Raw genomic sequence first — 24,831 nt, 5'->3', positions numbered from 1 at the left:
TCCTTATCCCTTCCTCACGATGAATCTTCCCAATGGACTTCAGCAACTAGCGATCAAGAGCCTGACGAATCGCCACGAAAATTTCACACAGGTACTTACGCCGGATGCGTCGTTTAAGCTGAGTATTCCCAGCGGTATGCCGGACAGTAAATCAGAGTATAGGCAGACGACGGCTAATTTTCAGTGGCTGATCAAACACGCCATAGACAACAATATCCGTCTGCGGGCCATTGGCAAAAACTGGTCGTTTGCCAAAGTGGGCGTCACGAATGGGGGTATGATTGACACTAATGCTCTGATGCAAACATTTGCGGTGCGACCAGGTTCAGTGGCTCCGGCCTACCTGAACGAGGGAAAATCGGCCGATAACCTATTCTTTACAGAATGCGGCACCACCATTCATATTTTGGAGCAATTGCTTGAGGCACGTAATAAGTCGGTGAGAGCTTCAGGCGGCAGTAATGGGCAAACGATTGCGGGCGCTACGTCGACGGGAACGCACGGTGGTGCGTTTGACTTCGGTGCTGTGCACGATACCATTGTCGGGCTGCACCTCGTTTGCGGTCCTGACCGGCACGTCTGGCTGGAACGGGCATCGTATCCTGTAGCGGGGCAGGCGTTTTTAGATACGCTGGACGTAACAGAAGTGATTCGCGACGACGATGTGTTCAATGCCGCCGTGGTGAGTTTCGGTTCGTTCGGCTTTATTCACGGCATTATGCTGGAGGTGGCCGATATGTTCTGGCTCAAGTCATACAGTAAGGAAAGTATCCCTTATGACGAAGGTCTTAAGAAAGCCATGACCGGCTGTGATTTCTCGGAACTCGCCAAAACATTGGGGATGCCATCAGCCAAACCCAGCGCAGAACCTTACCATTTTCAGCTTATTTTCAATCCGCACCAGTTGGATTTGACGGGGGCAGACAAGACAAAAGGGCCTTACGTTCGGGTGCTGTATAAGCACTTGACCAAGCCATCCGGCAGTATACCACCCGCCAAACCGGGATTTACGTATGGCGATGATACAATGGGGTTGATTCAGACACTACTAGACCGGATGGTACCCAAACAACTTATTCCGCCGTTAGTGAACGTACTGTATCCGCAGGCCATCGAACACACGAACGGGTGGGTTGGTACGATAAAGGACTTTTTCGGGAGTACAAGCATTCGGGGAAAAGCCGCCAGCGCAGCCATTGGTATCGATTCAAGAGATAGCCCGCGCGTACTGGAAGCTATTGTGGCGCTGAATAAGAAAAAAGCTTTTCCGGGTATTCTGGCAATGCGCTGGGTGAAAAAAACGTCCGCCACTCTTGGCTTTACCCGATTCCCAATAACTTGTGTACTGGAGCTGGATGGTGTAGAATGCAACCCGACAAATGACTTTTTTGTGCGGACCTGGAGTCGACTCGATGAGTTAGGAATTCCTTTTACCATGCACTGGGGCAAGATAAATTTTGGCATCGATGCAGACCGCGTTCGGAAGATGTATACAGATGTCAACGTGGATGCCTGGCTTGAGGCACGTCATCGATTACTGGACGCCCCCACCCGCGCCGTCTTCACAAACGAATTTATGAAAACCTGCGGACTGGACAGGGAATTGGTAGTAGTTTAAAGAGCGAAAGAATGAAAGAGTGAAAGAGCGATCGCTCTTTCACTCTTTCATTCTTTCGCTCTTTAATTCGCTGGGTCTGCTGGCGTACTCGTGTTGTTGTCGCGTTCGGTGAACGGATAAGGCAAGAAATTGCGGGTCCGTTCGGCTGACGAGTTGGGCTGCGTGCCGGGACCGGGGCGGTTGAAGCGACGATTATCTTCGAGCCGGAATCCCTGGAACGCCAGCTCAATCGCCCGGTTCCGGTAGATTTCTGTCAGTACGGCATCGGCAGTCTGCGCACCACTATAGGCCGGTAATCCAGCACCCAGTCCCCAGGCGTCGGTCGTTTTCGTTAGTACTTTGTTCAATTCCGTTATCGCATTCGCTACGTCGCCTTTTCGGGCGTAGGCTTCGGCCCGAATCAGCAGCATTTCACCGGGCAGATAGACCGGAATGGGCGCTGAATTAGCCGTGTAAAAACCGGTACCCAGATTCTGCGAAGACGTTGGGTTCGACCGAATGTAGAACGACAGCCGCTTATCGGCGGAGTTTGGAATCAGCGCGCCAAGTAGCCCCAGCGACGTATTGATCGGTGCGAAGACATTGACGTTGCTGAACGCCGTTTCGAAAATCGGGTTACGCGTGTTGTCGTCGAACGAGAAAAACGAACGCTGCGTCAGGTCGACCCGGCCAGCGGCTGCAATGGCTTTGTCATAATCTCCGGCCAGCAGACTGTAGCGCGCAATCAACGCCTGAATGGTATTGGGAATGTTGATACCCGGCACCAGTCGGTTCGCGGTTAGATCAGTGGAAACACTGGCTGAGGTAACGGTCGTAGCCGCGGCTTCGAGTTGCTGTACGGCCACGCTCAACGCCTGCGTCCGCGCCACAAACGGAGCGTTGGTACCCGTGGTGACGGGCGTTTGCTCAAAGAACTGAGCCAGTGTTCCCAACGATAGCGCTTTAAAAATGGACGCGTACGCTGTGATCCCGCTTTTCACGTTGGCGTTCGTAACGACCCGATCCGCGTTTTGGAGCACGATATCCGCGTTGGCGCGAACGAGCTGGCTGGTTGACCAGAGGTTCCTAACCACTGCATTACTGCCCGTTACGTTATTAAAGCCTAGTTCCAGGTTCTGCTCATCCGTGTTCCCTGCGTTCAGAACACGTAGCTCACGACCTGATAGACCACCGGCAGCAACGGCGTTGTACAGGACGCCAACGCGGGTAGCGGTGTAGCGATATTGTAATCCATTAACGAGGGTTATCAGCCCATCGGTAGAATTGATAACCTGCTGCTCGGTGGCAACGCTCGGGTTCAGGTACTGCTCCTGACAGGCGTTGAGAACTAAGAATGAGGCCAGCAGGGTACTGTAAAGAATAATTTTTTTCATGATATCAGTGGACGAACGATTCAAGCCCTGTGGGCGATTGATCGTGTTTTGAGTCGTTAGAAAGATGCCGTCAGTTGCAGTTGATACGTCCGAGGAATTGGGACGTTACCGAAATCGATTCCACGTAGCAAATCCGAGTTACCGCCCGCGTTCGTTTCGGGATCAAAGCCGTTGTAGTTATCCCACGAGATCAAATTTCGGCCAATAGCCGATACGCGCAGGTTAGTCAATCCTTTGATGAATGTAGGAACCTGGTACGACAGCGACACTTCGCGCAGTTTCACGAACGAGCCGTTATCAATCCGCCATTCCTCAATGGGGTAGATGGAATAGATATAACCGCGTTGTAATTCGCCTTTCATTTCTTTCTCCACAAAATCACCAATCCCTACGCCCTGCCGGGTTCGTTTGTCGGCGTTGAATACACTGACGCCCTGCACAAAATCAACCAGGAAACGTAACGATACTGCTTTGTAAGTAAGGCCGCTGCTGATCGAACCGGTCCATTTTGGGTTTGGGTTGCCGATTACTTTGCGTAGTAGCGTACCCGTCGGCTGACCGCTGGCATCGCGCTGCGGAATGTAATACGTGCCGGCCAGCTCGTACGAACCCGCGGGGAGATTGTTGAGATTTATACCAGCTTCGGTCAGAACCTGTTCAACGGGTTTCGTCGCCGTTGCCGTATAGATCGCGCCTTTTTCCTGTTGCGGTAATCCCTGGGTTGTCAGTAGCAGCGATCCGTCGGCGTTGCGGGCGTAAGCTGTGCCGAAAAACACGCTGGCGGGTTGGCCAACAATCTGGAAGACGGGAGCACCCGTTACGTTGGCCTGCTCAATGCGGGGGGATGTTAACGCCAGAATCTTGTTACGATTCTGGTTGTAGATAAATGTCAGGTCCCAACTGAAGCTCTTCGTACGAACGGGAACCAGATCGAGCATAATCTCAACGCCTTTGTTTTCCATTTCGCCCACGTTCGTTACCAGTTCCGTACCACCCGTTGATGCCGCTAAGGTGCGACGTACCGTCAGATCCCGAATACGCTGCCGATAGGCCGTAATGCTCAGGTTGACTTTATCACCAAATAGCGATAGATCGGCACCGCCTTCTAACTCGGTCATCCGTTCGGGACGTACCGCTGGGTTTGACAGCGTTGAACTAGGCAGGATCGTGTTCTTTCCCAGGAAGGGAACCGGGTTATACTGATAAAATCGATCGTTGGGACCAATGGCCGTCAGCCCACCCGCGTCGCCGTACGAGGCCCGGAGTTTTAAGCTGTTCCAGGTACTGCTGATCCCTGAATTCTTCCAGAAACCCAGATCCGATACGACTACCGAACCGCTCACTTTCGGGTACAACTGATTCGTTTCCGAGGGGGAGAACAGCGTCGAACGGTCCTGCCGTAGGGCGCCCGTCAGAAAGGCCAGGTTACGGAAACCCAGCGTAGCCTGTCCGAATACACCGCTCAGATTATAGCGGTTCAATCCGTAGCCCGCCCGAACGGTCGTACTGGCGGCACCGCTTACCGTTTCGATGAAGGGTGCCAGGTTCTGGCCATTCTGCTGGCTGAAATCCTGCTGGTTGTATTGATAGTTGAAACCAGCAATCACTTTCAGATTCAGCGCCGAAGTCAGGTCGCGCTGATACGTCGCGTTAATGTCGGAGTTGAACTGCAGCACCGAGTTGGTCGCCGTAGCGGCATAGCCGTTGGGATACCGTTCGAGCGGCAGACCGGCGGTGGCCTGATACGGATACGGCCGGATGTAACTGTTGCCCAGCTGCGAATAGGAATCCACGCCAACAACCGCGTCAACACTCAACCCTGGCAGGGGCGTCAGGTTAAGCTGTACGTCGTTGATCGTTCGGCTAACGGCCTGCGTAAACTTCATGTCCTCAATGGTCGATAGGGGATTTACGCGCGTTGGTTCGACGGCCAGCAGATTGCCGGAAGCGTCGCGCTGGGTAATGTCGTAGATGTTGTTGGTGATGTTGACCGCATTGATCGGGCTATAGAAAACATTTCCGTTGGCTTTCTCATTTGAGAAGCTGTTGATGTAACTCAGACCCACCGATAGCTTAGCCCAGTTCGTGAGCCGTTGGTCGACACGGGCGCGGAGGTTATAGCGACGGAAATCGGTGCCTTTGATGATCCCCTCGTTTTTGAGATAGCCAAACGATACGTAATACTGCGTGTTTTCGCGGCCACCTGACACCGACAGGTTATTGTCGGTACCAATGCCCGTCCGGAAAATCTGGTCGAAATAGTTGTAGCGGGTTACGTCCACCAGGTTGGTACGTAGCGACCCATAAGCACCATCCCGCAAAATCCGAACAAACGTTTCACCAGTTTGGGGCGAGTAGGTAGGGAGTTGTTGATCAGTTAAGGCTGCAATAGGATGCAAGCGCAGACTGGCGTAACCGAACTGTTTGCCGTAGGTCGTGATCGGGACGCTTTTCCGTAGTTCGTTGATGTTGATACTGGTGGTCAGCGTTACGCGGGGGGCGCCGGTTTGACCGCGTTTAGTTGTGATCAGGACAACCCCATTAATGGCCCGCGACCCGTACTGCGCGGCAGCAGCGGCTCCGTTGATGACGTTGATTGTGGCAATATCATTCGGGTTGATATCGGCCAGGCGGTTTGTGCCCGGATTGGCGCCCCCGATCTGATCGCCGACGGCTAGTTGCGATACGTTCTGACTGGTGTTGCTCACGATAACCCCGTCGACCACATACAACGGATCGGATGGCCCGCCCAACGACTTGACGCCCCGCAGCCGAACGGTGATCCCGCCCGCTGGGTCGCCGGAGTTCTGCGTGATCTGCGCGCCCGGTACTTTACCCTGCAGTGAGTTCAGCAGTCCGCCCGATCCCGACTGAGCCAGGTTTTCGGCGCGGATGGTGTTGATGGTGTTGCCCAGTTCGCGCCGGGTTGTCTGGATGGTCGACCCGACAACCACAACTTCGTCCAGATTGGCTACGTCCTCACCCAGTGTCGCGTCGGTGGTAACAGTCTGGACGTTCGCCAGCGTAATCGGCTTTTTGACGGGAGCGTAGCCAACCGCCGAGAACGTAAGCACGTATTCGCCGGGGCGCTGGTTGACGCTGAACTGGTAATTACCATCCGCGTCCGATGCCGTTCCGTTAGTTGTACCAGTTAGTTGAACCGTAACGCCCGGCAGACTGGCGCCGGTATTGTCCGTTATGCGCCCTTTCAAGGTGTAGGCGTTACTCTGCGCCAGTGCGTTTGACGAGATGAAGAACATTAGCCAGAGTATCCAGGAAAGATAGAAATACCGGCCAGTGAGCGGGTAATGGTTTGTCATAAAAGAAAGGTGATTACGTGAAAAATCAGATAGAGAAAGTCGAAATATACATATTAATGGTCTGTTCAGGGACGGGAGCGATTTTGTTTATTTCGTCAACATGACAGAACAGAGTATCGGTAATAGCTACAGAAAATACAGAAAAGGAGCTGATTTGTGCGGAATCGCACAGCTTTTGCGGAATCGCACCGGTTTACTACGTTATGTTGCTTGAATTCGGTTGATTGTCAATATGTTAAGTGCTGGCACGTCGTTTGGCTACTACTACGTAAACTAGTACGAACGTATGGACCGCGAATTAGCCCCCGAACTTGTCACTCGAAAGCGCCGAAACGGCTGGCTCATTGGCCTGGCACTCGTGGTTGGGCTGGTTGCTGTTGTTGCGGGGCTGCAATCGTTACTGAAAACGTCCGTCAACGCCAGTGAGATCAGAACCGCCGTTGCGCAGGTTGGGCCGGTTGAAAATACGCTCAATGCTACCGGCGAAGTCATTCCCGCCTTTGAGCAAATCATTACCAGCCCCATTCGGGCCAGCATCAAGCGGGTGTTGCTCACGCCCGGTACCCGCGTTCGGCCGGAGCAACCCATCCTGGAACTTGATAAATCATTCACGCAGATTGAGTACGAAAAAATTCAGGATCAGCTCGCGCTGAAACAGAATGGTATTGATCAGCTCCGGATGAAATTAAATAAGAACCTGTACGATGCTGATGTCAACGACCAGATTAAATCCCTAAACATTAATAAGCTAAAAGCCGAGCTAGAAGACGCCCGGCGGCTGCTAAAAGTTGGCGGGCAAACGCCGGAGGATGTTACCCGCGCCGAGAACGCGTTACGTATCGCCCAACTGGAAAAAAAGCAACTCGAAAACGACCTCAGCTACAACCGGGAGTCGATGGGGGCCAGCCTCAAGGAATCGCAGCTCCAGGCGCAGATCGAAGCGACGAATCTGAAGGTGCTGTCCCAGAAACTTCGCCAGGCCGATATTCTAACCGATCGGGCAGGCGTGCTGACCTGGGTCAACGAACGTATTGGGTCGGCGGTGAGCGAAGGCGAGATGCTGGCCCGCCTGGCGGATCTGGGTAGTTTCCGGATCGAAGCGTCCTGCTCTGATATGTACGCCGAACAGGTAAAAATGGGTCTCCCGGTCATTGTCAGAATCAACGAAACGCCGTTACGGGGGCAGATTACGCAGATCAAGCCCTCGGTGCAGAATGGTGTCGTTCAGTTTGCCGTGTCGCTGGACGACAACCGGCACGCGTCGTTACGTCCCAACCAGAAAGTCGAGGTGTTCATCGTGACGAATCGTAGCGGACAGGCGGTTCGGGTAGCAAATGGACCGGCCTTTAAAGGCAAACGCAAACAGTCGGTTTGGATTATGAGCGGTCCTGACCGGGCGGTCCGGCGGGAGGTAGAACTGGGTCTGTCGAACTTCGACTGGGTCGAGATTAAAAGTGGGGTGCAGGCGGGTGAACGGGTGATCCTAACCGACCTGAGCCGGTATGAGCATCTGAATGAGTTGACAATTGCGAACCAATGAACGAGCGAAAGAGTGATATCGGATCGCTGACACAAGGGTACTGGTGGGGGCTTTTTCTGCTGATGCAGGTAAGCTTTCTGATACCAGGAAGGGCGCAGCAACTCACGCTGGACGAAGTAATCCAACTAGCCCGTGAGCAGTCAATCGCGGGGAAACAGGCGGCTACGTTATGTAAAACAAACTACTGGAAGTACCGCTCGTTTCTGGCTGATTACAAACCGCAGCTGAGTCTGGATGGCGTCTTGCCGGGATTTACGCGATCATTCGTGGAGGTGGTGCAGCCCGACGGCACCATTGCCTTCCAACCCGTGTCGAATAACAACTCCCTGCTGAATTTGTCGCTGAGTCAGAATATTCCGCTGACGGGCGGATCGGTGTATGCCCAGCAGCAGTTGCAGCGGTTCGATAACTTCCTGAATCGGACGGTGCTCTACAACGGGATTCCGTTTGCCATTGGACTGAATCAGCCACTGTTTCGGTATAATCAGATGAAGTGGGACCGCCGGATCGAGCCGCTGAAATACGCCGAAAGTAACCAGCAATACATCGAAGCCATGGAGCAGGTGGCACTCGACGCCACGAGTCTGTATTTTGAACTGCTGGTGGCGCAGGTGAACCTGCAGATTGCTGAAACGAACCGGGTCAACAACGATACGCTCTATAAAATAGCGGAGCACAAACTGGCCTTGGGTAAAGTGTCACGTAACGATCTGCTGCAACTGCAACTCAGCGTCCTGAACGCGCAGAAAGATCTGGCGTCGGCGCGTCAGACGGCCGAAGTGGCCTCGCTTAAGCTCCGATCGTACCTGAGTGCCCGCGAGAATCGATTGCTCGAACTGGTCGTTCCTACGCAACTGGGCGATTTTCCGGTCGATATCAATTTGGCCCTGACGCAGGCGTTCGCCAACCGGTCGGCAGCGATCGCGTTCCAGCGGAGGCTACTCGAAGCGGACAGCGCAGTTGATAAAGCCCGGAAAGAGAACGGACTCAATGCCATGCTCAACGCGGAGTTCGGTCTGTCCAACCGTGGTGTCCGTCCGACGGACGTGTACGCCCGGCCGCAGGATCGGGAGTTCGTAGAGATTCGGTTTGCGCTGCCCGTCATGACCTGGGGACGTACCAAAGCGCGTACGGAAACCGCCCGCGCCAATCAGCAGCTGGCCGTACAAACGGTAGAGCAGTCGAAACGGACGTTTGAACAGGAAATTTACACGCAGGTAACGCTCATTCAGATGCTCCGACAGCAGGTGGAGCTTACCGCCGAAGCCGATCAGATTGCGCAGGCACGTTATCAGATTGCTCAGGACCGCTTTAAACTTAGTGACCTGAGCGTAACGGATCTGGGGATCGCCACGCAGGATAAAGACCGCGCCCGGCGCGACGCCATCCTGGCCCTGCGCGACTACTGGCAGGCATTTTACACGCTACGTTTACTGACCTTGTATGATTTTGAAACCAATGAGAAGATTAAATAGGAAGCGGCCACCACACCCCCGGCCCCTCTCCTAAAACAGGAGAGGGGGGCAGACTCGGATTTTCTCCTCTCTCCTGTTTTAGGAGAGGGGTTGGGGGTGTGGTTAAACGAGATAAAAATAAAAATCATGATAACTCTTCAAAACATCGAAAAAGTGTACCGCACCAGCACCATTGAGACGCTGGCGCTGACAAATGTCAACCTGCACGTAAAAGCGGGTGAATTTCTGTCCATCATGGGGCCGAGCGGCTGCGGAAAATCCACGCTCATGAACCTGATGGGCCTACTGGACGCCCCGAGTAAGGGTAACGTAGCGATCGACGGGCAAGCCGTGACGCATTATCGCGACAAGGAACTGGCTCGGTTACGGAACCAGAAGATCGGTTTCATCTTCCAGAGCTTCCACCTGATCAACGACCTGTCGGTGCTGGACAACGTAGAGATACCGCTCCTCTACCGGAAGGGCGATGCTACTGGTGGGTCGCGACGGGAGCTGGCCCGTGAAGCGCTGGAACGGGTGGGCCTGAGCAACCGAATGAAACATTTTCCGAACCAGCTATCGGGCGGCCAAAAGCAACGCGTGGCCATTGCCCGGGCCATCGTCGGGCGTCCCGAGATCATCCTGGCCGATGAACCAACCGGAAATCTTGACAGCGCGATGGGGAACGAGATTATGAACATTCTCCAGCAACTAAACACGGACGGAAGTACGATCGTAATGGTGACCCACGACGAAGCAATGGCCAAGAAGACCCACCGGCTTGTCCGGCTTTTCGACGGCACGATGGTTGGTGACTCGGTATTAGCGGTGGGCGCGGGGCAGAGGGCGTAGGGTGAAGGGGTTAGGTAAAAAGCCGGTTCGGTGATTTGCCCGCCCCCCATGCCCTAAACCCTATGCCAACCCCCTTGCTCCATCCTCCCTTTCCTCCTTTCTCCCTTAAAGACTATGCTTACCAACTATATAAAAATCGCCTGGAAGGTGTTGCTGCGGCATCCGTTCTACACCTTTATTACGCTCTTCGGCATCAGCCTGACTTTGACGGTGCTGATGGTGCTGACCTCGTTCATTGATCACCTCTTCGGAACGCATTATCCGGAAAGTCGTCGCGATCGGTCGCTGTACATCCAGTTTATGGTTCAGCGGGATTCAACGAAGGACGCCCGTAGCCAGGGGCCTATGAGTTACCGGTTTCTGAATGAGTATGTCAAGTCGCTCAAACTACCGGAGCGCGTAACGATCAATTCGTTCGCGCTAGGCAGTAGTACTGATATCTACGCTGGCTCGCAGAAGATTAAGATCACGCCTAAATACACCGACGCAGAATTCTGGCAGGTGATGGATTTTACGTTCCTGGACGGAAAACCGTACAACGAACAAACGATTCGGAGCGGGGATATGGTCGCCGTTATTACGGACAAAGTCCGGGATTATTATTTCGGCAAGACGGCCGAGTCTGTCGTGGGAAAATCCATTGAAGTTGAGAACGTTCGCTACCGCGTGATCGGGGTAGTGAAAGGCGTTCCGGTAACGCGTACATACAGCGCCGGCGACATTTATTTCCCGTACACAAATCCCAAAAGCAACTACCAGAAAACAGGCTTTCGGGGCACATTCGTAGCGGTTGTGTTGGCCAAGAATAAGTCGGATCAGAAAGCTATTCAGGAGGAGTTTCAAAGCCGGATCGATCGCATTCCATTACCTGGTAATCAGGACGGTTTCAAATACTCCGAGATAGAGGTGAAAATGCTGCCGTATACGGAATCCTGGCTTGATCAGATATTGAATAACGGTGGTGGTATCCGAACGATCTTCTACGGCATACTTGGCTTTATCGTCTTTATGCTGCTGGGGCTCCCAGCCCTGAACCTGGTCAATCTGAACGTCAGCCGTATTCTCGAACGGGCATCCGAAATCGGTGTCAGAAAAGCGTTCGGTGCGCCCATCAGTACGTTGCTCTGGCAGTTTATCGTCGAGAATATTTTCATTACGTTGATCGGAGGCACGATTGCCCTGCTGTTGAGCATAGGGGCCATCTACCTGATCAACCAGAGCGGCTGGATTGCCTATGCTGATCTGACAATCAACTTCAGCGTACTCGCCATCAGCTTACTGGTTTGCCTGCTGTTCGGCTTTCTGTCGGGCGTGTTACCCGCCTTCCGCATGGCTAAACTCAACATTGTAACGGCGCTAAAATCTTAAAGAGCGAAAGTGCGAAAGAGTGAATGAGTGGGCCTCCTGGTGGGTACCAGTTCCCAGCTTCACTCTTTCAATAGCTCTTTCGCTCATTCACTCTTTCACTCATTAATTATGTTCGGTCATCTCACCCGGCTTATGTGGAACCAGAAGGGAGCCCATACGCTACTAATCATCGAAATTCTGGCGTCGTTTCTGGTCCTGTTCGGCCTAGCGTCGCTGATTATTTTTAACGTTAAAAATTACGTTGAGCCGCTGGGGTTTTCCTACGAACAGGTCTGGGCTATTACGCTGAACAATAATCAGGATACTACTGATGTGCCCCAGAAAATTCAGACGGTCATGCAGCGGATACGAACGTATCCGGAAGTAGAATCGATCTCGCGGATGAGCAGCAATTTTCCGTTCTCAGCCTCCCAGATGAACAGCAACGTATCGCATGATAAGGCCAGTGTCATGACTGATCTGTACAATACGGATGAAGGTTTTGCCAAAACAATAGACATCGCTCTGGTAGATGGACATTGGTACCGGTCAGCCGATAGTATTGGTAAACAACGGCCCGTTGTCATTAATCAACCTGCCCGGGAAGCCCTGTTTGGCGACGAGAATCCGCTTGGGAAAAAACTTGGCGACGACTGGAAAGTGGTGGGCGTGATCGGTAACTTCAAATCAAAGGGCGAATTCATGTCGAATCGGCCGGCCATGTTCGAGTTGATCAAAGCCAACAATTCCTGGGATAATCAGATTCTGGTTAAAGTGAAACCGGGTACGGATGCGCTCTTTGAAGCCCGCCTGGTCAGAGACATCGCTTTGACGGTGAAGGGGTGGAGCGTAGAAGTTGACTACCTGGTTAACTCACGCCAGAATCAGCGCAATGTTACCCTGGTTCCCATCATTATTGCCGGGATTGTTTGCGGTTTTCTGCTTATCAACGTAGCGCTCGGACTGTTTGGCGTTCTGAACGTCAGCATTGCTAAACGTCGGGGGGAAATCGGCCTGCGTCGGGCGCTGGGAGCCACCGAAGGTGGAATTTCGTGGCAGTTCGTGGGTGAAATCTGGGTGCTGGCTACCTTTGCGCTAATTGTTGGGCTTCTGCTGGCCGGTCAGTTTCCACTGTTGAAGGTTTTTGACCTTGATCCGGCTGTTTACTTGACCGCCATGCTGGTAGCAACGCTCATCGTCTACCTGCTTGTCAGCTTATGCGCACTTTATCCCAGTCGGCAAGCCGCAACGGTTCAACCCGCTGTCGCGCTGCATGAGGAGTGATTTGGGCGAAGGGCTTAGGGGTTTTGGGCGTGGAGGACTATAGGTTGAGGGATTTTTGGAGATTGGTGATTTTGCGGCTTAGTTCGTCGAGCCTGTCGAAAAGAGCTTGTTTGGTTTCGACACGTATGTAACTCCGGCGCTGGATAACAATGAGGATATTGGCACATTCATAGCAGGAGCGACGGGCATAATTTAAAAACTGGCAAAACTCCTTTTTCGACAATGATCCGGTTCTTTCAGCAATATTATTCGAGATGCTTAACCCAGCCCCTCGAAGTTGTTCGGCAAACCGATATAGTTTTCGCGCTTCCAGATTGTCAGCAATATCAAACAACGTGTCACCTACTTCAATACTGATTTGCCATATTTCCAGATTCTCAAAACGAAAGCCTCTTGTCATTATTCAATGTAGTTACGACGTGCCCCCAAGTTAACTATTTACCCCAATCCCACCTCTCCCCACCCCCTTGCCCCAAACCCTCCGCCCACCCTATGCTTCTTATCATTGATGACGACATCGCGGTTCAGACTTCAATTTCGTTACTGTTTAAGCGCGAAGGATTCGTGGTGCGTGTTGCCGATGGGCCGTTCGAAACGCGCGAAATACTCGAGCAGGAAACGCCGGAGGTGATTCTGCTGGACATGAACTTCTCGATCGATACGTCCGGCGATGATGGGCTGCGGCTGTTACGCCAACTGCGGGAACGACTGCCGGATGTACCCATCATTCTGATTACGGGGTGGGGGAGCATTAATCTGGCCGTGGAGGGTATGCGGGCCGGAGCCAAGGATTTTATTACGAAACCCTGGCAGAATGATCACCTCGTTCAGGCGGTGCGAACGGCGCTGAAGCTCGCCAGACCTGAGTTGGTATCTGTGGGGCGCCGAAAATTAGATGAGCAATTTCAGTTCGAGAACATCATCGGGGAGGACTCCGGCCTGCTGGACGTGCTTTCCACCATCGGCCGCGTGGCTCCCACCGACGCACCGGTCTTGATTACAGGTGAGAGTGGTACCGGGAAGGAACTCATTGCCGAAGCCATCCATCAGAATAGTCGGCGTCGGCGGCAACCGTTCGTTAAAGTCAATCTGGGCGGTATTTCGGCGACTCTATTCGAGAGTGAGCTGTTTGGGCACGTACGGGGGGCATTCACAGATGCGAAAGCCGACCGGATCGGGCGCTTCGAACTGGCGAATAAGGGCAGCATTTTCCTGGACGAAATTGGCGATCTGGACCCGGCCAGTCAGGTGAAATTGTTACGTGTGCTCCAGGACCGAACGTTTGAGCCACTGGGCAGCAGCAAAAGCAAAACGGTTGACGTGCGGGTGATCTGCGCCACCAACCGTAATCTGGAAGAAATGGTTACCAATGGTGAGTTTCGGGAAGATCTGTTTTACCGCATCAACCTCATTACGGTACGGTTACCCGCGCTGCGCGAACGGCCCGGCGACATTCCTCGGCTGGTAGACTATTTTGTCAAAAACCTGAAGACACTGTACATCCGGCCTGAACTGCACGTCGACAAGGAAGCGGCCAAATGGCTTCGGGATCTGGCACTACCGGGAAACATTCGGCAACTGAAAAATCTGGTCGAGCGGGCCGTTCTATTGTCGTCCGGCGACACGTTGACCGTCGCTGATTTCGAGCGGCATTTAACGCAGAGTCCGGTGTCTAAAGCCGCTGGGTCGTTACCCGCGGTTGGTACAATGACCCTGGAAGAGATGGAATACCAGATGATCATGCGGGCGATGGCCTTTCATAACAATCGCGTTTCGACCGTAGCGCGCGCCCTGGGTATTACGCGATTTGCGCTCTATCGACGGCTGGAGAAATTTGGTATTCCCTACACCGCCGACGAATGAAACTCCCGCTCCGTACCAGCTATCTCATTTACATTATCGCTGTGCACCTTGTGCTGGTGGCCCTCACGTGGCTGGTGTTGCGAGAAGATAAAGTATGGTTTATTGTCTCGGAGTTACTGATTCTAGCCTCTATCTATTTGGCAATCCGGATTTACCAGGCGTTCCGTGAGCCGTCAGAGTTTATCGAATCAGGTATCGAAGCCATCAAAGACCAGGATTTTACGGTCAAATTCGTGCCGACGGGCAATTACGAAGTCGACGCGCTAATTAACGTGTACAATCTGATGATTGACCAGTTGCGGCAGGAGCGCATCCGGCAGGTCGAGCAGCGTTTCTTTCTCGATAAGCTCATTGAAGCCGCGCCCATCGCGATTCTGATCTTTGATTACGACGAACGGATCGCTGACGCCAATCCCAAGGCGCTGCAACTGCTCCAGCACCCCCTCGATTCGTTGCTTACCAAGACACTGACAGAGGTAAGTCACCCATTGTTTCATTCGCTTAATGACAAAACCCTGCCTGCTGGCGAAACGCGTACGGTGAAAACGAATGGAATGGAGACGTACCGCCTGTTACGGGGGCAGTTTATGGATCGGGGATTTGTCCGGAAATTTCTGCTGATCGAAGAGCTAACTACCGAAATCGTCGAAACGGAGAAGAAGGCGTATGGAAAAGTAATTCGGATGATGGCCCACGAAGTGAATAATTCCATTGGCGCTATCAACTCGATCCTGACGATCACGGAATCTGAACTGACGGACCCGGACCTGCAGCAGGCGGTGGGTGTAGCCATTGACCGGAACGATCGGCTGAATCAGTTCATGCGCCGGTTTGCCGACGTCGTGCGGCTGCCAACGCCTTCCCGCATGCCAACTGATGTTGTGGAACTTACTCGGAACGTAATGCAACTGATGCGCCCACAGGCCGATGAAAAAGGCGTTACGATAACGTTTACGGCAGCTGAGAACGTTACGGTTGCGCTGGATGCGGGGCAGATAGAACAGGTATTAGTGAACGTAATCAAGAACGCACTGGAAGCCTGCGAGCCGGGCAATCAGGTTGTTGTTCAGGTTACCGATCAGGAACTCAGCGTTCGCAACGATGGGAAGCCCATTCCGGCTGCGAGTGCAGAACAGTTATTCAATCCGTTCTACAGCAACAAACCAACCGGACAGGGCATTGGCCTGACGCTTACGCGAGAGATTTTACTGAATCACGATTTTGCGTTCTCGCTTCAGACTGAAAACGATGGCTGGACGGCGTTTCGGATCAACTACATTTCGATGCCCTCTGTTTCGCTCTGAACCGCTGCAACAGCGCTAGTGGAAATCGGGGGTGTAGAAAGGGAACGATGCCAGTATTTGGAACACTGGCATCGTTCCCTTTCTACACCCCCGATTTCTTTTTCTTTCTCTAATTTGTTCCCCGCAGCGCCTGCCGAATAACGTCCTCGACGCCGAGAGTGGGATCGGCTTTGAGGGCATCGTCCACGCTTTTCTCCGCGGTTGGTTTTGGAAAGCCCAGCGCCATAAGCGCAGCCAGCGATTCTTCCCGAATCGGATTAGCCGCCGGTTGCTGCCGATACGTTGGGCCATCGGGAACCACACCCGCTTTCTTCATCTTGTCGCGCAGTTCGAGAATGATACGCTGCGCTGTTTTCGCGCCAATCCCTTTGATCGCCTGCACCGCCCGGACATTCTCGCCCAGAATCGCCAGCCGCAGATCGCCGGGCTGCATGGCCGAAAGCATACCCAGGGCCGTGTTGGGACCAACGCCCGATACCCCAATCAGGTCCAGGAAAAGCGATTTTTCATCCGCCGATGCAAAGCCATACAGCGTCTGCGAATCCTCGCGAAAGAGGTGATGAATGAACAGTTTCACCCGGTCGCCCCCGCCGGGCAGCGTCGAATAGGTTTGCAGCGATATATGGACCAGATAGCCAATGCCGTGTACGTCGATGATGACCTGCGTGGCTTCTTTGTAGGAGAGTGTTCCGTCTAAATAAGCAATCATGTATGCTTTAAGTGCTCTGATTTAGAGCTGGTTATGGTAAGTAAATATACGAAAAAACCACGACTTGTTCAATCCGTAAGTCGTGGTTTTTTAGCTTGTCAGAGGCATTAGCTGACCTGCAGTTTTTGCCCCGGCCGGAGCTGGTTCGTACGCATATGGTTCATCTTTTTCAGCCGCTCGATGGTGAGACCGTCGTACCGCTGAACAATGTTCCAGAGCGTATCACCACTTTGTACTTTATGATAACGGGGTTTGTACCGTTTGGTTTGGGCCACTACTTCGGCCTTTTTCTGTGCCTTGGCGGTACCCTGATCGGCCAGCCGTTCGGTTGTCGTTTCGGCAACCTCTTTCAGGATTGTCAGCTTCTGGCCCTGCCGAAGTGCGTTCGACCGCAGGTGATTCCAACGCTTGAGATCGTACAAATCAACGTGATACCGATCGGCAATACTGATCAGGTTATCTCCCCGGCGTACCGTATAGGTTTGTTTGGATGGTTTGCGGGTAACGACTACTTCGGTAGGCTCCTCATCAGCTTCTTCCTCTGCTGCCTGAAGGGCCAGTTGGTCGGTCGCCTGCGTTGGTACGTCGGTTACGTTAATACGGGCCAGCGGATTGCTACTCAGATCGGCCCAGGCAGTGCCATCATTGGCGTTGGCCGGCAGGCTTTCAACGCTGGCCAGCAGGATATGGGCCATGGCCACCGGTAAACGGTTGGAAGAATCCAGAATAGCCCGCCGGTGGCTGTTGAAGTACGCGTATTGTTGGCGAGGTACCCGTAGCGGATAACGATGCGTTGACTCCGGCAGAATCGTTGTGGTAATCGCCGGATTCATCTTCTGCAGATCGGCCAGCGGCATAGTGCTGTGCTTGGCAAACGATTCCAGGTTGAAATAGCCCGTTACGTGGATGGTATCGCTGGGGATGGGCGCGTCGAAATTCTCGCCAATAATTCCGTGATCCTTCGCGTGATTCATCATGTACGCAAATGCCACGAACTGGGGCACATAACCACGGGTCTCTTTTGGCAGGGCATCATAAATCGTGTAGAACGAGTCCCCTCCCGACCGGCGCATGGCCCGTTTGACGGTACCCGGCCCGCAGTTGTAAGCCGCCATCGCCAGTTCCCAGTCGCCGAAGATGTTGTATAGATCCCGCAGGTATTTGCAGGCCGCTACGGTTGCTTTAACCGGGTCCATCCGTTCGTCGACGTACTCATCCTGGTACAGTTTCAGATCACGTCCAGTGCCCGGCATAATCTGCCAAAGTCCGCCGGCACCCGCGTGGGAAATTGCCCGTGGGTTTAAGGCCGACTCCACGATGGATAGGTATTTCAGTTCGTCAGGTAGTTCGTATTCGGCGAGTACGCGTTCGTAAAGCGGAAAGAAAAGCGGCATTCGTTCGAGCATGGTTTTGGTCGTGCTCGCTTTGCGGAACGTAAAATAATCGACATACGCCTGAACGGCTTTGTGATAATTGAGCGGAATTGTCTTCTGCAGCTTGGTCAACCGTTCTTTCAACACACTGTCTGGGACAGTGGGAACCATGGCAACGGTATCTTTTTTGACGATGGTGGTGTCCTGTTCGGATTGCCAGGCAGGTCCTGCCCCTACGTGGGCCGCCCCCACATGGGCTGCCTGAACCAGGCGGGGTAGACTTAGTGTCGTACTCAACAGGCCTGCCAGCAGCAGGCAACGGTTCAGATACTTCATGTCGATTTACTTAACTAGGTTCATGTTACGTTACGTCTCAATCTCGGGTGCCGATGACAACCGCTACAAGGTTTTAGCCAGCGCTACCAACGCAGCTTCGGCGAATGGAGGTGCCATTAGCTGCAGACCAATGGGCAATCCGTTCGCGTCAGTGCCATTGGGCACCGAAATCGCCGGATACCCGACTACGTTAGCCTGCACGGTGAAAATATCGGCCAGGTACATCTGTAATGGATCGGCTGCGTCGGATTTTTCGCCCAGTTTAAAGGCCGGGCTTGGTGTCGTGGGGGAGAGCAGAAAATCGTACTGGGCAAACACGCGCTCAGTTTCCTCGCGGATCAACCGACGTACCTGCTGCGCTTTCGTGTAATAAGCGTCGTAATAGCTCGCACTGAGCACGAACGTACCGAGCAGAATTCGTTTCCGCACCTCTTTCCCAAACCCCTCTGTCCGGCTGTTTTTGTACAACGACAAAAGTGCGTTGGCCGATGTGTTGACCGGCGTTTCACTGCGATAGCCGTATCGGACGCCATCGAAACGGGACAGGTTCGACGAGGCTTCGGCCGTAGTCAGGATGTAGTACGTTGGGAGCAGGTAGTTGAGCAGCGACAGCTCAACGGGTTCGACCGTATGACCGGCCGCCCGGAGTGCGTCAATTTTTTGTTGGGTAGCCTCCCGGATGCTGGCATCAACCCCCGGACTATCCACACCATCCCGCAGGTAGGCAATACGTAGTGGGCGATCGGGAAGCTGCGCCTGCGAATAAGCAGCAACGGGCTGACTGGAAACGGTGCTGTCGAAATCGTCCGGACCCGCCATGATTTCGAGCAGGAGTGCTGCGTCATCGACGGTATTGGCAACCGGGCCGATACAATCAAACGAAGACGCATAGGCAATAAGTCCCCAGCGACTGATACGTCCGTAGCTGGGCTTCAGACCGACAACTCCACAGAAAGCGGCTGGCTGACGAACCGAGCCGCCCGTATCGGAGCCGATGCTGGCCAGGCAAAGACCAGCCTGTACGGCCACCGCCGACCCACCGGACGATCCACCCGGCACCCGCTCGGGGTTGGCGGCATTGCGTACCGGGCCAAAAGCCGAGTTCTCGTTGGAGGAGCCCATCGCGAACTCATCGCAGTTCTGCCGCCCGATGATGATGGCGTCTTCGTCCAGCAGCCGCTGTACAGCCGTAGCTGTAAACTGCGCCGTAAACGTATCCAGCATCTTGCTGGCCGCCCGGACGCTGTGTCCTGTGTAACTCAGCACGTCTTTGATACCGATAACCATACCCGCCAGCCGGCCTGCAGAGCCAGTCTGTAGTTTCTGATCAATGAGCTGCGCCTGCTGCCGGGCTTCATCGGCATACACCTCCGTGAACGCGTTCAGGTGCTGCTGCTCGTCGATGCGGGTCAGGTATATATCGACCAGTTGGCGGCAGGTAATACGTCCGGCCGAAAGGTCGGCCTGAACGCTGGAAAAGCTTCGGTAAAAAGTCAAAATAAAGGAAGGGGTAAATAGCTTGGTTGGTTCAACAGGTACAAAAGCTGGACTTATAGCCTGAGCTAGTGTGCGCGTTCACCAATGGGTACAAGCGAAAACAGACAATCGAGTGGCCCCCGTTTGAGACCACTCGATTGTCTGTTTATACTACATTTGATTATTTCGTCTCCGACTCTTTCAGGCTATCCTCGATGTTGTCACGAACGTCTTTCGTGGCATCCTTGAATTCGCGAATACCTTTACCGAGGCCCCGTGCCAGTTCGGGAATTTTCTTCGCGCCGAACAACAGAAGCAATGCCAGGAAGATCAGAATCATTTCCTGACTGCCCAAACCCATAATAAGAAAAAGGCTCGATGAAATCATTGTTTTTGGGATTTGAATATGTGCAAATATAAAACACTCTTTTTGGATAATCTACTAACTACCAGGGAAAGTTAGCCGATTTTAATCGTCTTCAGGTTCGTGTTCTGAGCCGCTTCGTTTGTGGTTTCCCACTCGCTGAATTTATCCAGATCGTCTTTCAGGCCACTAAAAAGCCAGAGCATCAGAGCAATGTCATCCGTGAAACCAACGATCGGCAAAAAGTCGGGCAGAATATCGATCGGCGATACGAAATAGATTAGCACCGCAATGATCCGGATCAGCGTCTTCCAGGGAATCTGCCGGTACTCGCCCGAGGCATATGCTTTCAGCAGGCGGGTAACAATGAACAGCTGATCTTTAAAAGCCGCGATATTCTTACCAGACAAACCACCGCTTTTATTGATCGCTTCGCTGATCAGGCCAAACAGACTTTTGGCGTTCCGTGCGTATCGAACGGCACCAATATTGGCCCGCTTAAAGAAAATCGAGCTTAAAATTCGGGTAATCAGACTCTTATTCGCCATTGGTTTGGGGGATCGTAATAACTCGTCAACCTGCGCTTGTGATTCCTGACTGGTAACGCAAAAAGTCTCCGGATAATCCATAAACTGATCTGCAAATAAGAAGTTTAATCTGCCCTTCGTAAGGCTGTTTTCCGAAACAGAACGAGCCGCTTTAAAGACGACCTCTGTATAAGAATATACGGTTCATGAAACTATCTGGATTGCCTGTAGCTATTTTTCTTTAAACGGGTACATGTTGTTACTTAATAAGTCAATGATTTACTTATATAAATCATTGACTATGAGTGCTTTGTGAGATAAAATAAGGAGGTGCATACCACTAGGTAAATAATACTAAATATAGAGCTGACTACTTGATGATTGACCGCATATCTATGCGCTATATTGAGCAAATGTTATACTTGTCCAAGAAATAATTGCACATGAGTACTGGCAAATGTAAAAAGAGGCTTAGGCCCCCACCGGTGTACTGAGTTTAGCTTGACGTGCTTAAAACCAACATCTTCTAACTAACCCATTTGAGACGATCATGACGAATTTTACGAGAAATATATACAGTTGGCTAACCGCATTTCTGCTATTGCTGACAACGGTATCCTACGCGCAGAAATCGATAAAACGAACGGCTTCCGAGGCAAAAATTACGATTGACCTGCTGGCCGTTCAGCAGCAGAGTATGACGACTTCGTCTAATCTGCCGCCCGAACTGCAGGGTACGGAGCGTGAAGCTCAGTTTATGCGAAAAAACAATACCATCGCTATCGAAGCTGTGGTTGTTGACGGACAGGATGGCAGCACATTACTGGCCCAACTGCAGGCGCTGGGGCTGACGGATGGGCTCGTCGAGAAACAGATGGTTACAGGCTATCTGCCCGTCGATAAAATCAATGAGTTGAAAGAACTCAGCGCGCTCCGATTTGCCCGGCCTGCCTACAAACCCATGCACAACGTAGGGCTCGTAACCTCGCAGGCTGACCGGGCTATGAAAGCCGATTTGGCGAAGCAGCTTTACAACGTAACGGGAAGCGGCTCTAAGATAGGCGTTCTGTCGGACTCCTATAACTCGCTGGGGGGAGCGCCAGCAGGGGTTGCATCAGGTGATCTGCCGGCTAATGTTCAGGTCATCGATGACTTCATTGACCCGGATGCATCGGATGAAGGGCGCGGTATGATTGAGTTAATTCATGACCTGGCACCAGGTGCTGCCCTTGCTTTTAATACGGCGTTTAAGGGCCAGGTGGCCTTCGCTAAAGGAATTCGGGATCTGGCAGCTGCTGCCTGCAATATTATTGTCGATGACGTATTCTACTTTGCCGAACCTTATTTCCAGGATGGTATCATTGCGCAGGCGGTCGATGACGTGAAAAATACCCGTAACGTAACCTATTTCTCATCGGCCGGTAACCACGCCCGGAACTCCTACCAGAATACCTACGCCAATACGCCATTTGTAGGACCGTTTGGCGCTAGTGATCCGTACGTAGGAGCCCATAATTTCGGTGGGGGCGATGTCTTTCAATCGGTTACGGTTCCGGCCAGAAGCAGTATCTATGTCGGGCTCCAATGGGATAATCCGTTCGCTTCAGTGAGTGGCGGGGCTGGTGCACAAACTGATATGGACTTACTGGTCTATCGGGGGGGCGTGTTTCAGGGAAGCTTGTCCAGCTACAATAATAACATTGGCGGAGACCCGGTTGAAATCGCCGTCCTGTCCAATACCAGCTCGACGACTGTTACGTTCGAACTGGTTGTCGCCCGGTATTCAGGACCGGCTCCGTCGGTGATCAAGTGGGTTGCTTTCACGAATGGCTACACGATCACGACTGAATACGCAACGAGAAGTTCAACCTGTGTTGGGCACCCGAACGCGGCTGGCGCTATCGCTACCGGCGCGGCTTACTACCGGAACACGCCCGTTTATAACAATACCCTCACTACCGCCATTATCGAAGGCTTCTCGTCGCTGGGTGGTACGCCCATTCTGTTCAACACGGCCGGGCAGCGTATACAAAGCGTTACCCGACAGAAACCAGAGATCACGGCAGCCGATGGCGCAAACACCACTTTCTTCGGCAGTGACTCCGATGGGGATGGATTCCCGAATTTCTTCGGAACATCGGCCGCGGCTCCCCACGCTGCCGCTGTGGCCGCGCTTATGCAGCAACGTAGTGGTAACCGGCTGTCGCCCAATCAAGTGATGACTATTCTTGAACAGACAGCGCTGGATATGGATGACGAACTGACGGCGGGTTTTGATACAGGTTACGATCCAAGAACGGGCTACGGCTTTGTACAGGCCGACAGAGCCGTAATGATGAGCAACACTGCACCGACAGTTGCTAACGCGATTCCTCCTCAGTCGGCTACGGTTGGTCAGGCATACACCTATGTCATTCCGTCTACCACCTTTACTGATGCCGAAACGCCGGGTTCTTTAGCGCTATCGGTTAGCGGATTGCCTCCCGGTCTGAGCTTTATGGCACCGGCAACGATCAGCGGTACACCGACGACAGCGGCTGGTTCACCCTTTTCGGTAACAGTGGTGGCAACCGATCCGGGCAGCCTGACGGTTGGTACAATGTTTACGTTTACCATCATTCCGGGAGCCCCGACGGCAACAGCTCCCGTGGCCCCGTCTATCCCGAACCAGATGGCTACGGTGGGAACGGCGTTTATGTACATAGTGCCTGCTTTCTCGGGTACAAGCCCGATTACGTACTCCGCGAGTGGTTTACCGGCGGGGTTGAGTTTTGACGCCGGGAGCCGCATGATCAGCGGTACGCCGACGATGGCACAGGTCTCGTCGGTGACGGTGACGGGCACGAACTCGGCCGGGTCGGGGAGCGGCATCTTTACCATTACCGTGAGTGCATCGGCAGTGGGTGGTAATTTTGACATTACGGGCGTAAATACCGTAAACTGTGAGGTTCTGTCGCCCGGTCTGCGCCGATTGACGTTCATGCCGATTTACAGTGGTCTGAGCGGTCAGCCCGTAACCTTCCAGGTTGTTAACGAGACGCTGCCGACCATGGCGGCTGGTCCGTATTCAGTATCGCTATACACCGATAACCCGACGGTTACGCTGCGGGCTACCCAGGCGGGAACAGCCGGTACGGCTACCTATAGCTACAACTGGTTGTCGGCCTGCTCAAGCCCGACGAATACACCACCCGTGGCCCCAACTATTCCGAACCAGACCGCTACGGTGGGCAGCTTCTTCAGCTACGTCATCCCCGCTTTTTCGGGAACCATGCCGATTACATATTCGGCCAGCGGATTGCCAGCGGGCCTGAACTTCGATGCGGTCAATCACCTTATCAACGGTACGCCGACCATGGGTCAGACCGCACTGGTAACAATAACCGGCACAAACGCGGCTGGCTCGACAAGTGCAACCTTCACCATTACCGTGAACGGGTCGACGCCGGTGGGTAACTTCGCCATTACGAGCGTGAATACAATAAGCTGTCAGACATTATCGCCGGGTTTACGCCGGGTGACCTTTACGCCGACCTACAGCGGCCTAAGCGGTCAGCCCGTTACCTTCCAGGTACGTAACGAAACCCTGCCAACTATGGCGGCTGGCCCGTATTCGGTATCGCTATATACTGATAATCCAACGGTAACGCTGCAGGCAATGCAGGCCGGTACATCTGACATGGCTACCTATACCTACAACTGGCTGGCGGCCTGTACCAGCAATGCCCGGCCTGCGCTGGAAGTGTCGGAGAAACTATCCGTTGCCGTACTGGGCAATCCAGCACTGAATGAGCTTGTTTCAATCGAGTTACGTGGCGCCAACGAACAGCCTGTGGTGGTACGTAGCGTTGACAGCCAGGGACGCAGCATCCAGACGGTTACCGTTGACCGGGCGGGCACTGTTGAACGAGTGGATATCCGGATTGGTCGCTCGCCGGGTATGTACATGCTGCACGTCAGTACCCCGGGTCAGCAGGAAGCCGTTAAGCTGATTAAACAGTAGGCTTGCGACGGCTTATTTTCGAACTGGCACTGCCCCGGTTACCAACGTAGCCGGGGCAATGCCAGTTTGGATAAACCCCTGGTAGTAT

General features: G+C 53.2%; 17 protein-coding genes. 9 read left to right on the top strand and 8 right to left on the bottom strand.

Translation table 11 applies throughout. The features are described 5' to 3' along the window. Positions 1 to 19 precede the first annotated feature (19 nt). Positions 20 to 1,618 carry an FAD-binding protein gene (locus tag HU175_RS00260; protein ID WP_176564679.1) on the top strand — a complete coding sequence of 533 codons (1,599 nt, stop codon included), beginning with the start codon at positions 20 to 22 and terminating at the stop codon, positions 1,616 to 1,618. Between the two features lie 62 nt (positions 1,619 to 1,680). On the opposite strand, the gene HU175_RS00255 is transcribed toward HU175_RS00260, so the two are convergent. Both HU175_RS00255 and HU175_RS00250 read right to left on the bottom strand, forming a co-directional pair. Further along, positions 1,681 to 2,991 carry a RagB/SusD family nutrient uptake outer membrane protein gene (locus HU175_RS00255; RefSeq protein ID WP_176564678.1) on the bottom strand — a complete coding sequence of 437 codons (1,311 nt, stop codon included), beginning with the start codon at positions 2,989 to 2,991 and terminating at the stop codon, positions 1,681 to 1,683. Positions 2,992 to 3,047: 56 nt separating this feature from the next. Then, entirely contained in the window at positions 3,048 to 6,311 is a 3,264-nt protein-coding gene (locus HU175_RS00250; RefSeq protein ID WP_176564677.1) for a SusC/RagA family TonB-linked outer membrane protein, read from the bottom strand. 286 nt (positions 6,312 to 6,597) lie between these two features. Here HU175_RS00250 and HU175_RS00245 point away from each other — a divergent pair, with 286 nt between their 5' ends. From HU175_RS00245 to HU175_RS00225, 5 genes are all read left to right on the top strand, one after another. Continuing rightward, positions 6,598 to 7,851 carry an efflux RND transporter periplasmic adaptor subunit gene (locus tag HU175_RS00245; protein WP_176564676.1) on the top strand — a complete coding sequence of 418 codons (1,254 nt, stop codon included), beginning with the start codon at positions 6,598 to 6,600 and terminating at the stop codon, positions 7,849 to 7,851. A gap of 62 nt (positions 7,852 to 7,913) precedes the next feature. Then, positions 7,914 to 9,326: a TolC family protein gene (locus HU175_RS00240; RefSeq protein ID WP_176569071.1), complete on the top strand. Its 1,413-nt coding sequence runs from the start codon at positions 7,914 to 7,916 to the stop codon at positions 9,324 to 9,326. Between the two features lie 126 nt (positions 9,327 to 9,452). Beyond that, a complete protein-coding gene (locus HU175_RS00235; protein ID WP_176564675.1) occupies positions 9,453 to 10,157 on the top strand; it encodes an ABC transporter ATP-binding protein in 705 nt (234 codons plus the stop codon). A 114-nt stretch (positions 10,158 to 10,271) separates the two neighbouring features. Then, on the top strand, positions 10,272 to 11,525 hold the full coding sequence (locus HU175_RS00230) for an ABC transporter permease (RefSeq protein ID WP_176564674.1): 1,254 nt from the start codon (positions 10,272 to 10,274) through the stop codon (positions 11,523 to 11,525). 108 nt (positions 11,526 to 11,633) lie between these two features. Continuing rightward, positions 11,634 to 12,788 carry an ABC transporter permease gene (locus tag HU175_RS00225; RefSeq protein ID WP_176564673.1) on the top strand — a complete coding sequence of 385 codons (1,155 nt, stop codon included), beginning with the start codon at positions 11,634 to 11,636 and terminating at the stop codon, positions 12,786 to 12,788. A gap of 37 nt (positions 12,789 to 12,825) precedes the next feature. Here HU175_RS00225 and HU175_RS00220 read toward each other — a convergent pair whose 3' ends face one another. Next, on the bottom strand, positions 12,826 to 13,188 hold the full coding sequence (locus tag HU175_RS00220) for a four helix bundle protein (protein WP_176564672.1): 363 nt from the start codon (positions 13,186 to 13,188) through the stop codon (positions 12,826 to 12,828). A gap of 92 nt (positions 13,189 to 13,280) precedes the next feature. Here HU175_RS00220 and HU175_RS00215 point away from each other — a divergent pair, with 92 nt between their 5' ends. Beyond that, on the top strand, positions 13,281 to 14,651 hold the full coding sequence (locus tag HU175_RS00215; protein ID WP_176564671.1) for a sigma-54-dependent transcriptional regulator: 1,371 nt from the start codon (positions 13,281 to 13,283) through the stop codon (positions 14,649 to 14,651). Beyond that, entirely contained in the window at positions 14,648 to 15,955 is a 1,308-nt protein-coding gene (locus HU175_RS00210) for a sensor histidine kinase (protein ID WP_176564670.1), read from the top strand. Before HU175_RS00215 ends, HU175_RS00210 begins: the two co-directional genes overlap by 4 nt. 109 nt (positions 15,956 to 16,064) lie before the next feature. On the opposite strand, the gene ruvA is transcribed toward HU175_RS00210, so the two are convergent. The 5 genes from ruvA to HU175_RS00185 form a co-directional block, all read right to left on the bottom strand. Next, positions 16,065 to 16,664: a Holliday junction branch migration protein RuvA gene (gene ruvA / locus HU175_RS00205; RefSeq protein WP_176564669.1), complete on the bottom strand. Its 600-nt coding sequence runs from the start codon at positions 16,662 to 16,664 to the stop codon at positions 16,065 to 16,067. 107 nt (positions 16,665 to 16,771) lie between these two features. Further along, entirely contained in the window at positions 16,772 to 18,373 is a 1,602-nt protein-coding gene (locus HU175_RS00200; protein ID WP_176564668.1) for a lytic transglycosylase domain-containing protein, read from the bottom strand. Between the two features lie 63 nt (positions 18,374 to 18,436). Next, positions 18,437 to 19,870 carry an Asp-tRNA(Asn)/Glu-tRNA(Gln) amidotransferase subunit GatA gene (gatA, locus tag HU175_RS00195; protein WP_176564667.1) on the bottom strand — a complete coding sequence of 478 codons (1,434 nt, stop codon included), beginning with the start codon at positions 19,868 to 19,870 and terminating at the stop codon, positions 18,437 to 18,439. A 160-nt stretch (positions 19,871 to 20,030) separates the two neighbouring features. Further along, complete coding sequence (locus HU175_RS00190; RefSeq protein ID WP_176564666.1) at positions 20,031 to 20,237, bottom strand: twin-arginine translocase TatA/TatE family subunit; 207 nt, start codon at positions 20,235 to 20,237, stop codon at positions 20,031 to 20,033. 71 nt (positions 20,238 to 20,308) lie between these two features. Further along, on the bottom strand, positions 20,309 to 20,761 hold the full coding sequence (locus tag HU175_RS00185) for a YkvA family protein (RefSeq protein WP_176564665.1): 453 nt from the start codon (positions 20,759 to 20,761) through the stop codon (positions 20,309 to 20,311). A 529-nt stretch (positions 20,762 to 21,290) separates the two neighbouring features. Here HU175_RS00185 and HU175_RS00180 point away from each other — a divergent pair. Continuing rightward, positions 21,291 to 24,743, top strand: coding sequence for a putative Ig domain-containing protein (locus HU175_RS00180; protein WP_176564664.1), 3,453 nt, complete (start codon positions 21,291 to 21,293; stop codon positions 24,741 to 24,743). Positions 24,744 to 24,831 lie beyond the last annotated feature (88 nt).

This window comes from Spirosoma sp. KUDC1026 (genome assembly GCF_013375035.1).
In the GTDB taxonomy this organism is placed as follows: Bacteria; Bacteroidota; Bacteroidia; order Cytophagales; family Spirosomataceae; genus Spirosoma.
This window is presented reverse-complemented; position numbering and strand designations above follow the sequence as displayed.